This window comes from Alistipes finegoldii DSM 17242, assembly GCF_000265365.1.
Lineage (GTDB): Bacteria > Bacteroidota > Bacteroidia > Bacteroidales > Rikenellaceae > Alistipes > Alistipes finegoldii.
The window spans coordinates 1393416-1406135 of sequence record NC_018011.1 but is presented as its reverse complement, the minus strand read 5'-3'; the positions used below and the strand labels follow the sequence as shown (position 1 = coordinate 1406135).

The following is a 12720-nucleotide window of genomic DNA, read 5'->3' as shown; positions in this document are numbered from 1 at the left end:
CGGCGGGGCGGGCCTGCGGTCAGAATTCGACGCTTGCGCCCGCATCGTTGACCGTGACGGCGACCTCGCGGCCCATGTAGAGGGCGACGTTGGGGTCTTCGTGGCCTGCGGGGATGCCGAAGACGACCGGAATCCCCAGCGGACGGACATAGGCTGCGATGATGTCGCAGGGGTCCCAGACGCCGAAGTGCTTCTGTCCCAGCATGTCCGTAAAATGCCCCACGAGAACGGCCTTGCATTTGGCCAGTATTCCGCTCCGCTCCAGCTGCTGCATCATGCGGTCGAGCCGGTACATCTGTTCGCCGATCTCTTCGATGAACAGCACCGTCGGGGTGTCGAAGTCGGGCTGTTCGGGCGTGCCGATCGCCGAGCAGAGCAGCGAGAGGTTGCCGCCCGCGAGCCGTCCGCGGGCCGTGCCGGAGACGTTGAGCGGGTGTGCGGCGGCGTCGATGCGCGTCCAGCGGCCGAAAAGCGCGCTGCGCAACGATTCGTCCGAGACGATCGCTTCGGGTTTTTCATCGGCGCCGAAGCGGAACTTGCCCGGCATCGTGGCGTGAAGGCTTTCGACGCCCAACCGCCCCAGCGCCATGTGGAGCATGGTGACGTCGCTGAAGCCGACGATCCATTTGGGCTGTTCGCGCAGCGGCGTGAGGTCGAGCAGCGGGAGCAGGCGCACCGATCCGTAGCCGCCCTGATAGCTGACGACGGCTTTCACGCCGGGATCGTCGATCATGGCCTGCAGGTCTGCGGCGCGCCGGGCGTCGGTCCCGGCGAAGTAGGGCTGTTCGCGGTCGGCGTAGTGCGCTCCGAATTTCACTTTCAGCCCCCACTCTTCGAAGCGTTCCCGGACTTTGGCCGTGTCGGCCTTCTCCTTGAGTTTGCGCGCCGGGGTGACGATGCCTATGGTGTCACCCGGCCGCAGGTAGGGCGGGCGGACGAAAGGCGCGTCGGATTTCTGGGCGGAGAGCGCGTCGGATTGCCGGAGGGAAAGGGTGTCGGGCTGTAGAAGGGTGTCCGTATCGGAGTGGCGGGCGGCGAGGTTTGCAGAGCAGAGCAGGAGGGCGGCGAGCAGGAACGGATATTTCATGTCGGATCTGTATTCGGGGTGTAGAGGGATGTTTGTTTCGGTTCTTCGGGGTTTCGGTCGGAGATGCTTCCGGTTATTTTCTGCGCCGGGTTAGTCCTTCGGGCAGCGGCAGCCGGATGCGGGTGATGCTGACGACGGCGCCCGTCAGGGCGAAGCCTCCCGCGAGCAGGAGCGCCGTATGGGTACTGTTTTCGGGGACGATGTGGAACAGGAGGGCCATCAGCGCGGCGCCCGTGATCTGGCCCACCAGACGCGCCGTGGCGAGCATGCCGCTGGCGCTTCCGCTGCGCTGGGGCGGGGCCGAGGCGATCAGTATGCTGTTGTTGGGCGACTGGAACAGTCCGAATCCCGCGCCGCAGAGCACCAGCCGCCATGCGATGTCGAAAGGCGCCGGATCATCGGGCAGGAAGGCCAGCAGGAACAGTCCCGCGGCCATGGCCGTAAGTCCCATGCCGCCCAGAAATCCGGCGTGGACACGTTCGACGAGGAGGCCGGCGATCGGGGCCACGACCATGATCACGGCGGGCCATGCGGTCATCAGCAGTCCCGTGGCTACTTCGTCGTAGCCGAATTCGTGCTGCAGGTAGAAGGGCAGGGCCACCATGGCGAGCATCTGCCCCAGAAACGAGCAGATCGACGTTAAGACCGAGACCGAAAAGATCGGGATGCGCAGCAGGTCGAACGGCAGCAGCGGATAGGGTTCGCGCAGCTGGCTGCGGATGAAGAAGAAGCCGACGACGAGCAGTGCGGCGATGCCGGCCGAGAGGATGCGCGGATCGAGACCGTGCGAGAATCCCTCGACCGAAGCCATCAGCAGCCCGAACGTGAGTGCGTTCATCACGGCGTCGCGCCAGTCGAAGCGGTGGGTGCCGACCCGCACGGGGTTGTCGGGCAGGAAGCGGCGGCTCAGCGACAGGGCGACAAGCCCGACGGGAATGTTCACGGCGAAGAGCCACGGCCAGTGGGCGATCGAAAGGATGCCTGCGGCGATGGTCGGGCCTGCGACCGACGACACGGCGACGACCGTGGCGTTGAGACCCAGCCCGCGGCCCAGCTGCGCCTTGGGGTAGATGATGCGGATGAGCGTGGTGTTGACCGACGTGACGGCCGCGGCGCCGAAGCCCTGCATGACGCGCGCCAGCACCAGCGTGGCGAGCGACGAGGAGAGTGCGCAGCCCACCGAAGCCACCGTGAAGAGCATCAGCCCGCCGATGTAGACCTTGCGGTAGCCGACCAGCTCGCCCAGCGCCGAGAACGACAGCAGCGAGACCATGATGGCCAGCTGGTAGGCGTTGACGATCCAGATCGAGTCGGCGGACGAAATCCCCAGCTCCTGCCCGATGGTCGGCAGGGCGACGTTGGCGATGGCGCTGTCAAGCACCGACAGTCCGACGCCGAACGCCACGGCCAGAATGGCCCACAAGCGGCGGGGCATCGGCAATCCGTCCGCAGGCGGCGCTATGTAGGGAATGGTGCTCACGGAGTGCAAAGGTAATACATGCCGTCCGCAAATCAAAACGGGTGCCGGGCTCGCATGAAAACGGAGGCCCGGAAATTTCCGGGCCTCCCTTCTCACAACTATGAATTTGAACTTTTTACTTTAAAAAACGGTATGGTAGTATGCTTGTGGCTGGTTGTGATTCCGGTTTATCTGCGGTCGCTCTCCGGCACGATCCCGCCCTGCGGTTCGACGCCCTTGAGGTATTTGGCGAGGAACTTCTCCATCGCGCGGTAGAAGTCGAAACGGTTCTCCTCGTTGTGGAAGCCGTGGCCTTCGTTGTCCTTGACCATGTAGTCCACATGCACGCCGCGGCTGCGCAGCGCTTCGACCATCTGGTTGCTCTCGTTGATGTTCACGCGGGGGTCGTTGGCGCCCTGCACCACCAGCAGCGGGGTCTTGATGCGCTCGGCGTTGAGGGCCGGCGAATTCTCGCGCAGCATCTCGGCGTCCTTTTCGGGGTTGCCGACCATCTCGTACATCATGTCGAGCATCGGTTTCCAGTAGGGCGGAATGGTTTCGAGGAACGAGAAGAGGTTCGACACACCTACGTAGTCGATGGCGCAGGCGTAGAGGTCGGGATCCTTCACGATGCCCTGCAGCGTGGCGTAGCCGCCGTAACTGCCGCCGTAGATGGCGATCTTCGCGGGATCGGCGATGCCTTTGCCGATCAGCCAGTTCACGCCGTCCGTGATGTCGTCCTGCATGGTCTGGCCCCACTTGCCGTAGGCGATTTCGGTGAATTTGCGTCCGAAGCCCGTCGAACCGCGGAAGTTCATCTGCAGCACGGCGTAGCCGCGGTTGGCGAGGAACTGCGCTTCGGGGTTGAAGCCCCAGTAGTCGCGGGCCCAAGGTCCGCCGTGGGGATTCACGACCACGGGCAGGTTCTTGGCGTTGTGCACGGTCTTGCCCACGGGCAGCGTCAGGTAGCCCTCGATCTCCAGACCGTCGCGCGAAGTGTAGTTGATAGGGATCATCTCGGCCATCTGCTCCTCTTCGATCCACGGCGCGAGGTCGGCCAGCTTGGTCATCGTGTCGGCCTCGACGTCGTAGAGGTAATAGGTGCCCATCGTGCGGTCGCCGCCTGCATAGACGATGTATTTGTCCTCGGCCTTGTTCGAGCCGGCGATGCCGATGGCATAGCCGCGCAGGTGCTTCTCCATGCGGCCGAACATCTCGCCCGTCGCCTTGTCGAAGAAGTGGCGCGCGGTGCCTTTGTGGCCGGTGTAGGAGACGCCGAGCAGTTTCTTCTGCGCGTCGCTGTACCAGATGTTGTCCAAGTCGTATTTGTCGTTTACGTAGAGCTGTTCGATCTCCTCGCACGTCGCGGGGTCCATCAGCACGAGGGCGACCTTGTCGCGTCCGAGGTTGGTGACGGCGTAGACCTGCTTGTTGTCGGGGGTGAAGGCGGCGAACGAGACGCTCTCCTTGAAGTTGGTCGTCAGCACGGGGCGGAAAGGCTCGGCTTCGGTTTCGCGGTAGCGGATCTGCGAATTGACGCCGTCCACGATGGCGTAAGCCACGCGCAGGCGGCCGTTGTGGTCGGTCTGCCAGCCCTGAATGTCGCCGGGATTCTCGCACAGCATCGTCATCTCGCCCGTGTTGAGGTTCAGCCGGTAGGGGTCGAAGATCATCGGATTGCGCTGGTTGGTGCCGATGATTATCAGCGAGTCGATCTCTTCCAGCGGGTCAATGATCTGCGTGCGGACGCCCGGAATGGCGGTGTAGGCCTTCGGGTCGCTGCCGTCGATGTTCACGCCGTAAAGCTGGTAGTTCTCGTCGCCGCCCGTGTCCTTCAGGTAGAGGATGCGGTTGTCGCCGGCCCAGAAGTATCCGGCCAGATCGCGCTCGGTCTCCGAGGTGATGCGCACCGCCTGCTTGCCGTCCACGGGCTGTACGAAGATGTTGCGGCGGCTTTCGTAAGGCGCCATGTAGGAGAAATAGCGGCCGTCGGGCGATATCTGGTAACCGGTCTTCTCCGAATTGCGGAAGAAGGTTTCCATCGGCAGCTCAGGGGCCGTCTTGGGTGCGCAGGAGGCGAGAACGGCCGCCGCTGCGGCGAACAGAAGGAGTTTTTTCATGGGATTATTCGTTTGTGTTTTCGTTTTGCTTTTCGGAGCGCAGGGCGTCGCGCCAGATGGCGCAGACCGAGAGGATCAGCAGTATCAGCAGCGGCGTGTCGGACAGGTGCGAAACTTCGGGGAACAGAAGCCGGGCGGCTACCGAGAGCGCGAAGGCGGCCACGACGATGAATACGGCCAGCATGCGGATGATTTTTTCGATCTCCATAGGATGTCTTTTTTAATTGCGACACTGCAAACTTACAAAAGAAATTTTGAAAAACAAATAAAATTTATTGTTTTTCGATAAAAATTTTATGATAAGCGGGTCTGAGTGCTTTCGCTGGCTGAAAATCGTAACGAAAAAAACGCCCGAAGGCGTTTCCTTGATATATATGTCGTCCGGCATACGTGCTGTCCGGCCGGCGCGGGCTATTGCGCATCGACGAATTTGTAGAGCTGGTCGCCGCGGCGTATCGTCCCTTGGGTGCGTACCGCGCACAAGGTTCCCTGAGCGACGGACGGGACGGGCTTTCCGTCGGTGTCGTGCAGCTCGGCGAGCGTCTGTTCGGCGACGCCCGTCGTGGCGCCCATGAAGAATATCTCTTCTCCCACGGCCAGCGGAGCCGCTTCGACCAGCACTTCGGCCACCGATATCCTTTTGTAGAAGTTGGTCACCTTGCCCACGTAGACCTTGCGCCGCGTGGCTGCCGATCCGTAATGTTCGCTGTGTTCGGCGACGGGTCGTCCTGCGTAGTAGCCTTCCCAGAATCCGCGGTTGAAGACCGTAGCGAGCCGCTCTTTCAGTCCGGCGGCCAGTTCGGGCGTGTATGTCCCGGCTTCGATGGCGCGCAGCGCCTCGTCGTAACACTCCACCACGCGCTTGACATACTCCGCGCCCCGCGCCCGGCCCTCGATCTTCAGCACCCGGACGCCCGCGCCGATGAACTTGTCGAGAAAATCGACCGTGCAGAGGTCCTTGGGCGAGAGTACGTAGCGGCCGTCCACGTCCAGCGCCGCGCCGGTCTCCTTGTCTGTGACGGTGTATTTGCGGCGGCATAGCTGGCGGCATGCGCCGCGGTTGGCCGAGCAGTTGGTCTCGTAGAGCGAAAGATAGCATTTGCCCGAAACCGACATGCAGAGCGCGCCGTGGGCGAACATTTCGAGCTGAACCAGTTCGCCGCGCGGGCCCCGGATGTCGTTCTCGGCGATTTCGCGGTGAATCCGCGCCACCTGTTCGAGCGTCAGTTCGCGGGCCAGCACCACCGTGTCGGCCCACTGCGAAAAGAATTTCACGGCTTCGGAGTTCGAGATGTTGCTCTGGGTCGAGATGTGGACCTCGACGCCGATGCGCCGTGCGTAGAGAATCGCCGCGAAGTCGGAGGCGATGACGGCGTCGATGCCCTCGGCCTTGGCGCGGTCGATCACCTCGTGAACGGTCCGCAGCTCGTCTTCATAGACGATGGTATTGACCGTCAGATAGGTCTTCACGCCTGCGGCGCGTGCCGTGGCGACGATCTTCGCCAGATCGTCGAGCGTGAAGTTGGCGGCCGACGCCGAGCGCATGTTGAGTTTGCCGACGCCGAAGTAAACCGAATCGGCTCCGGCCTGAATGGCCGCCGCCAGCGATTCGTACGACCCCACGGGGGCCATGATCTCTATATCGGAACGTCGCATGTCAGTTTTTGCGTCCTATCAGGCTTTCGGCGTATTCGCGGATGCGCTGCGTGCGGGCCTTGTCCGCCGACAGCGTATCGAGGATCGAGAGCGCCCGTTCGAACCGCAGCGAAATCTGCTGTTCGGTCAGACGCGGCACGTCGAGCCGGTCGTAAATGGATTTTACCGCGGCGATCTTTTCGGCGTCGGACAGCCGCGCGTCGAGACGGGTCGTGCGCAGCGCTTCGCGCGTCGCTTCGTCGGCGCGGCTCATGGCCGTAATCATCAGGTAGGTCTGCTTGCCTTCGAGGATGTCGCCGCCGATGGCTTTGCCCAGCCGGTCGTCGCCGTAGCTGTCCAGCAGGTCGTCCTGAAGCTGGAAAGCCAGCCCCAGCTCGATGGCGAAACGGCGCAGTTTGCGGCAGTCCTCCTCCGAGGCGCCGCCCAGCATGGCGCCGATGGTGACCGAGCCGGCCAGCAGCACCGAGGTCTTGAGTTCGATCATGTGCATGTATTCCACGACCGAGACCTTTCGTTTGCTCTCGAAGTCCATGTCGTACTGCTGTCCTTCGCAGACTTCGAGCGCCATGGTGTTGAACGTGCCCAGTATCCGGGGCAGCAGCTCCGCGGGCACTTCGCTCAGCAGGCGGTAGGCGCAGATCATCATGGCGTCGCCCGAAAGGATCGCCACGCTCGGCCCCCACTTGGCATAGACCGAAGGTTTGCCGCGGCGCACGGCGGCGTTGTCCATGATGTCGTCGTGCAGCAGCGTGAAGTTGTGGAACACCTCGACGGCGGCCGCAGCCGGCAGGGCGGCCTGAAACCGGTCGGTGAAAATGCCGTGTGCGAGCATCAGCAGCATCGGGCGCAGGCGTTTGCCGCCGCCCGCCAGCGAATAGCCGATCGGTGCGTAGAGACGTTCGGGTTCGGCCGGGAACTCGGTCTGGGCCAGATAATTTTCGATTGCCAAGAGCAGTTGCTCGTTCGTTTGCATCATTGTAGTACTACATTTTGGAGCGGAATCTGTCCCAAAAGTAGGAAAAAAGTTTGGAGTAGCCGAATTTTGGATTAACTTTGACCTGATAATTGCTAACTTTTTTAAACCGGACATATTATGAAAAAACTCGCGATCGGCGTGGATATCGGCGGCATCAACACCGCCTTCGGCCTTGTCGATGAGAACGGCGACCTCTATGCCGAATCGGTCATTTCGACCAAGAAATATCCTCATGTAGACGATTATCCGGCTTACGTCGAAGATTTGTGTCAGGCGATGCACGCGCTGGCCGACAGTCTTTCGTTCGAATACGAGCTGACGGGCATCGGCATCGGCGCCCCCAACGCCAATTTCCACAAGGGTACGGTCGAGAATCCCGCCAACCTCTGGAAATTCCGCGAGGGCGACCCCAATCCCGACGAGAGCCGCCGTCTCTTTCCGCTGGCCGACGATATCGGCAGATGTTTCGGCGGCGTGAAGGTGCTGGTGACCAACGACGCCAATGCCGCGACGATCGGCGAGATGATTTACGGCAACGCCAAAGGTATGCGCGACTTCGTGATGATTACGCTCGGCACGGGACTCGGTTCGGGCTTCGTCTCCAACGGCGAGATGATCTACGGACACGACGGTTTTGCCGGCGAGTTCGGTCATATCATCGTCGAGCGCAACGGCCGCGAGTGCGGCTGCGGGCGCAGGGGCTGTCTGGAGACCTATGTTTCGGCGACGGGCATCAAGCGCACGGCTTTCGAGCTGATGGCGACGATGACGGCGCCCAGCAAACTGCGCGACATTGCCTTCGCGGACTTCGATGCGTCGATGATTTCGGCTGCGGCGGAGCAGGGCGACCCGGTGGCGCTGGAGGCTTTCCGCTATACGGGCGAGCTGCTGGGCCGTGCATTGGCCGACGTGGTGACGGTCACCTCTCCCGAAGCGATTTTCCTCTTCGGAGGTCTGTCGAAGGCGGGCAAGCTGATCTTCGAACCCACGCAGTGGTACATGGAAGAGAACATGCTTTTCGTATTCAAGAACAAGGTGAAACTGCTTCCGAGCGGTATTCAGGGCAAGAACGCCGCCATTCTCGGCGCTTCGGCCCTGATCTGGCAGCAGGAGAACAAATAAGCCGTATTCGCCGGGCCGGTCTGTTTCGCTCCGATTCGGGCCGCCGGTTTACGGGGTATGAGGGAGAAGTCCGCGGACTTCTCCCTCTTATTTATTTCGTTTCGGCGCTGTCTTCCGCTGTCCTCCGCCTCTGTTGCGTTCCTGCCCGTTTCGTTGGGCGTGCTCTTTCCTTTCCGGCAGGCCGTGCGTGCTGCCGAAAACAGAATTCCCGGTCTTCGCTACGAAGACCGGGAATTCATATGTTCGTGCGGGTTGCAGCCGGGGGCCGGCGGATTGCCGGACCCCGGTGCCGCGGTTAGCGCATGGCGATTTGCGAGGTGCCGATCAGGCGGCCTTCGCAGAAGAGCTGCACGGTGTAGGTGCCTGCGGCGAATCCGGTGCTGTTGTAGAAGATGCCCACGTCGAGGTCCTGATTTTGGTAGTCCACTTCGCGCATGGCCGAATAGCTCAGGCGTTCGCCCTCGAAGTCGAAGGTCGGCATGGCTTCGGTGGTCAGCACGTAGCCGTCGGGCGAGGTGATGCGCACGTAGATCGTCTTTTCGCCCGGCGTCGCCAGTTCGTTGGCCGTCAGCACGAAGTCCACGCGCAGGCGGGCGGCGTTCTTGACGCGCGATACCGGTTTGCTGTTGGCGTTGAGCGCCGCCAGCGTGATGTCGCGGGCGCGGATCACGGCGCCGACACGGACCTTGTTGTCCAGTTCGGCGGCCTTCTCCTCGGCCATTTCGGCGCGCAGTTTGGCCGACGAGATCTCCTTGCGGTAGCCGACGTTTTCGCTGATGAGTCTCTTGTTGAGCGTATTCAGCGAGTCGATCTGACGGATGTAGCCCTTCATGATCGTACGCAGCGTACCTACCTCTTTCTCGTACTGCTTGATTTTGGCGAGGTTCCACGAACGCTCCTTCTTGAGGCGCGTCATCAGCGAGTCGGCGCGGTCGCGTTCGATGGTCAGCCCCGCCGAGATGCTGTCGTTGGTGACCTGCAGGTTGTCGAAGTCGGTCATCAGCCGTCCCAGATCGTTCTGGATCGAGTCGCGGTCGCTCTGCAGCAGCCGGTTGTCGATCATCTGCTGGCGGTGGATGCTGAAATAGAGCGCCGAAAGGGCCACCAGAATCACCGACAGGATGATGATGACGATGCGGTAGCCGCGGATGGATTTGCCCGCGTCGGGCTGGGGAGTCATGTAGTCGTCGTCCTCGAATTCCGAGGGGTCGTATCCTTGCTTATTTTCTTCCATAAAAGCTGGTTTTTCGGAAATAGGATTAATTTGATGTTGCCGGGGTAACTTTCGTTTCTGCAAAGATATAAAATTTTTATTTTATCAGGCTCGTCATCGGGTATTTAAGCCCTTTGTAGCCCGAAATATAGGCGTTGATGCTGCCCACGCGCACGGGCGATTCGATGTAAAGCGGGATTTTGTTCTCGTCGTCCGAGATCCAGAGCGTGAAGACCGTGCCGTCGGTAAACGAGAATCCTTCGGTGGTGCCCAGCTGGCATTCGAACTTCAGGGTCTTGAATTTGCCCATGTTGCGGATTTTCTTTGTCTCGCGGTTGATGAAGCGGTAGCTCAGGTGCCGGATCGTGTCCTGAAGCACCATCTGGAGCGTCGCCGGCTCGCCGGGCTTGAAGCTGTCGGCGTCGGATCCGCGCATGGTGAAGAAGAGCGCGATGGCGTCCATGCTTTCGGGCGTCAGCGGCATGGTTTTCTCCTGATAGGGTTTCTGGCGGCGGCGCCAGCGGGTGAAGACCTGATTGTTCTCCCAGTCGTAGTTGTAGTAGCTCTGGAACGTATAGTCGCCTTCGTGCAGGTCGCTTTCGAAACGTACGGGGCGCTTTGTCTCCGGGTCGATCCATACCGTGTAGATGTCTTCGAGGTTGAAGAACCAGCGGTAGGTGGGCAGCGTGCGGCCGATGCCCTCGACCTTGTAGTATTTGCGGCCGGCGATTTCGCTGTCGCTGGTCTTGACCTCCACGGCGCCGACCTCGGTGTTAGGGAACATCTTGGCCTTGTAGCTCACGCGGTAGAAGAGCTGCTCGCCCGGATGGTAGAGCTGGGCCGGGAGGGGCAGGACGGCCGAAAGGAATAGTATCGTGATAAGCAATCGTTTCATGGACAGGGTTTTTTAGGATAAACGTTCGGTGGTTTTGAAATATTACGAAATCATGGAAAAATCAATCTCTTCTTGTCCCGAATACTTCCGCCTCAGCTCCTGCAGTCCGCGGTGTTCCGGGAGCGAGAGATCGCGGTCGGCGGTCAGGATGGCCGCCGCCGCTTCGCGCGAGACGGTGAGTATCTGCACGTCGAGCGTGGGATTGGCGATTTTCAGATCAAATGCCATGCCGCTCTGGAGCGTGCCGTTGATGTCTCCGGCGCCCCGCAGCTTGAGGTCGAGTTCCGCCAGTCGGAAGCCGTCGTTGGTCTCGCACATGGCCTGCAGGCGCGCCCGTGACTCCTTCGAGAGCTTTTCGCCCGACATGAGGATGCAGTAGGACTGTTCGCCGCCGCGGCCCACGCGTCCGCGCAGCTGGTGCAGCTGCGAGAGTCCGAACCGCTCGGCCGACTCGATGACCATCACCGTGGCGTTGGGCACGTCCACGCCGACTTCGATGACCGATGTGGCGACCATGATGTCGGCTTCGCCCGACTTGAACTGGCGCATCGACTCCTCCTTGTCGGCGGGCTTCATCTTGCCGTGGCAGATCGTGGTGACGTAATCGGGCAGCGGGAAATCGCGTGAGATGGCTTCGTAACCGTCCGTCAGATCCTTGTAGTCCATCGCCTCGGACTCCTTGATGAGCGGATAGACCACGTACACCTGCCGTCCTTTGGCGATCTCCTGCTTCATGAATCCGAACAGGCGCAGGCGCGCCGCATCGGTGTAATGTACGGTCTTGATCGGACGGCGTCCGGGGGGCAGCTCGTCGATCACCGAGACGTCCAGATCGCCGTACAGGGTCATGGCCAGCGTGCGGGGAATCGGTGTGGCGGTCATCACGAGGATATGGGGCGGCTGTTCGTTCTTGGTCCAGAGCCGGGCGCGCTGCTCCACGCCGAAGCGGTGCTGTTCGTCGATCACCACGAATCCGAGGTTGGCGAACTGCACCCGGTCTTCGATCAGGGCGTGCGTGCCGATGAGGATGTCCACTTCGCCCGACGCGATCCCTTCGAGCGCCAGCCGGCGCTCCTTGACCTTCGACGATCCGGTCAGGACCGCCGTCTTCACGTCCATGCCTTCGAGCATGCGCGTGATCGTCGCGAAGTGCTGGCGGGCGAGGATTTCGGTCGGGGCCATCATGCAGGCCTGAAAGCCGTTGTCCACGGCCAGCAGCATCGACATCAGCGCCACGAGGGTCTTGCCGCTACCCACGTCGCCCTGCAGCAGCCGGTTCATCTGGAATCCCGTCACGGTGTCCTGACGGATCTCCTTGACGACGCGCTTCTGCGCGCCGGTGAGCGGGAAGGGGAGCTTTTCGTTGTAGAAGGTGTTGAAGACCCCGCCGACCTTCATGAACAGAAAGCCGTTGTTCTTCGACAGACGTTCCGTGCGGCGCGACTGGACGTTGAGCTGGATGCCCAGCAGTTCGTCGAACTTGAGCCGGTACTGCGCCTGCCTGAGCATTTCGGCCGACTGCGGGAAGTGGATGTTGTAGTAGGCGTCGCGCAGCGGGATCAGTCCGTAGCGGGCGCGCACCGCTTCGGGCATGCAGTCCGTGATATGGTCCTTGACCAGCGCCCATGTGTTGCAGATGATCTGGTACATGCCTTTGGCGCCGAGCACGTTCGAGAGTTTCTCGGTCGAGGGATAGATGCCCTGCATGCCGCTTTCGGCCTTGCGCGAAAGGGCCTGCTCCATGGTCTCCAGTTCGGGATGCGCCATCGACAGAAGTCCGCGGTAGAACGACGGACGTCCGAAGATGAGGTACTCGCGTCCGACTTCGACGCGTTTTTCGATCCATTTGATGCCCTGAAACCACACCAGTTCGGCCGATCCCGTCGGGTCCTGTACGTAGGCCGTGAAGCGTTTTTTACGCCCCGTACCGGCATAGGCCACCCCCGTTATGCGGGCGCGGAACTGCAGGAGCGTGGGCGCGCCCTCGGTGATTTCGGCGATGCGGTAGACTTTCGTGCGGTCGATGTAGCGGAACGGATAGTGGCTCAGCATGTCGCCCAGCGTGCGGATGCCCAGCTCCTTGTCCAGAAGCCGGGCGCGCGCTTCGCCGACGCCGCCTACGTATTTTATATCGTTGTCCAGATACTCCACACGACAAATATAATGAAAGTCGGGCGACAAAACGAAAAATT

The 12720-nt window shown here is 61.4% G+C and carries 10 protein-coding genes; 1 reads left to right on the top strand and 9 read right to left on the bottom strand.

The features are described from left to right. Positions 1-19: 19 nt before the first annotated feature. From ALFI_RS06240 to ALFI_RS06215, 6 genes are all read right to left on the bottom strand, one after another. Complete coding sequence (locus tag ALFI_RS06240) at positions 20-1087, bottom strand: S66 peptidase family protein (RefSeq protein ID WP_009596820.1); 1068 nt, start codon at positions 1085-1087, stop codon at positions 20-22. 73 nt (positions 1088-1160) lie between these two features. Then, positions 1161-2522 carry an MFS transporter gene (locus tag ALFI_RS06235; protein WP_175282392.1) on the bottom strand — a complete coding sequence of 454 codons (1362 nt, stop codon included), beginning with the start codon at positions 2520-2522 and terminating at the stop codon, positions 1161-1163. 212 nt (positions 2523-2734) lie between these two features. Beyond that, positions 2735-4666, bottom strand: a complete 1932-nt coding sequence (locus tag ALFI_RS06230) for a S9 family peptidase (protein WP_009596857.1) — start codon at positions 4664-4666, stop codon at positions 2735-2737. A 4-nt stretch (positions 4667-4670) separates the two neighbouring features. Continuing rightward, positions 4671-4874: a hypothetical protein gene (locus ALFI_RS06225; RefSeq protein WP_014775196.1), complete on the bottom strand. Its 204-nt coding sequence runs from the start codon at positions 4872-4874 to the stop codon at positions 4671-4673. A 203-nt stretch (positions 4875-5077) separates the two neighbouring features. Continuing rightward, positions 5078-6322 carry a peptidase U32 family protein gene (locus ALFI_RS06220; protein ID WP_014775195.1) on the bottom strand — a complete coding sequence of 415 codons (1245 nt, stop codon included), beginning with the start codon at positions 6320-6322 and terminating at the stop codon, positions 5078-5080. Position 6323: 1 nt separating this feature from the next. Continuing rightward, positions 6324-7295, bottom strand: a complete 972-nt coding sequence (locus ALFI_RS06215; protein WP_052312801.1) for a polyprenyl synthetase family protein — start codon at positions 7293-7295, stop codon at positions 6324-6326. 120 nt (positions 7296-7415) lie between these two features. On the opposite strand from ALFI_RS06215, the gene ALFI_RS06210 reads away from it, so the two are divergent. Continuing rightward, entirely contained in the window at positions 7416-8420 is a 1005-nt protein-coding gene (locus ALFI_RS06210; protein ID WP_014775193.1) for an ROK family protein, read from the top strand. Between the two features lie 295 nt (positions 8421-8715). On the opposite strand, the gene ALFI_RS06205 is transcribed toward ALFI_RS06210, so the two are convergent. The 3 genes from ALFI_RS06205 to recG form a co-directional block, all read right to left on the bottom strand. Next, positions 8716-9654, bottom strand: a complete 939-nt coding sequence (locus ALFI_RS06205; RefSeq protein WP_014775192.1) for a hypothetical protein — start codon at positions 9652-9654, stop codon at positions 8716-8718. A 76-nt stretch (positions 9655-9730) separates the two neighbouring features. Beyond that, positions 9731-10528 carry a DUF3108 domain-containing protein gene (locus tag ALFI_RS06200; RefSeq protein ID WP_009596913.1) on the bottom strand — a complete coding sequence of 266 codons (798 nt, stop codon included), beginning with the start codon at positions 10526-10528 and terminating at the stop codon, positions 9731-9733. 42 nt (positions 10529-10570) lie between these two features. Then, the gene (gene recG / locus ALFI_RS06195) at positions 10571-12679 is read right to left on the bottom strand and encodes an ATP-dependent DNA helicase RecG (protein ID WP_009596921.1); all 2109 of its coding nucleotides are present in this window, start codon (positions 12677-12679) and stop codon (positions 10571-10573) included. Positions 12680-12720 lie beyond the last annotated feature (41 nt).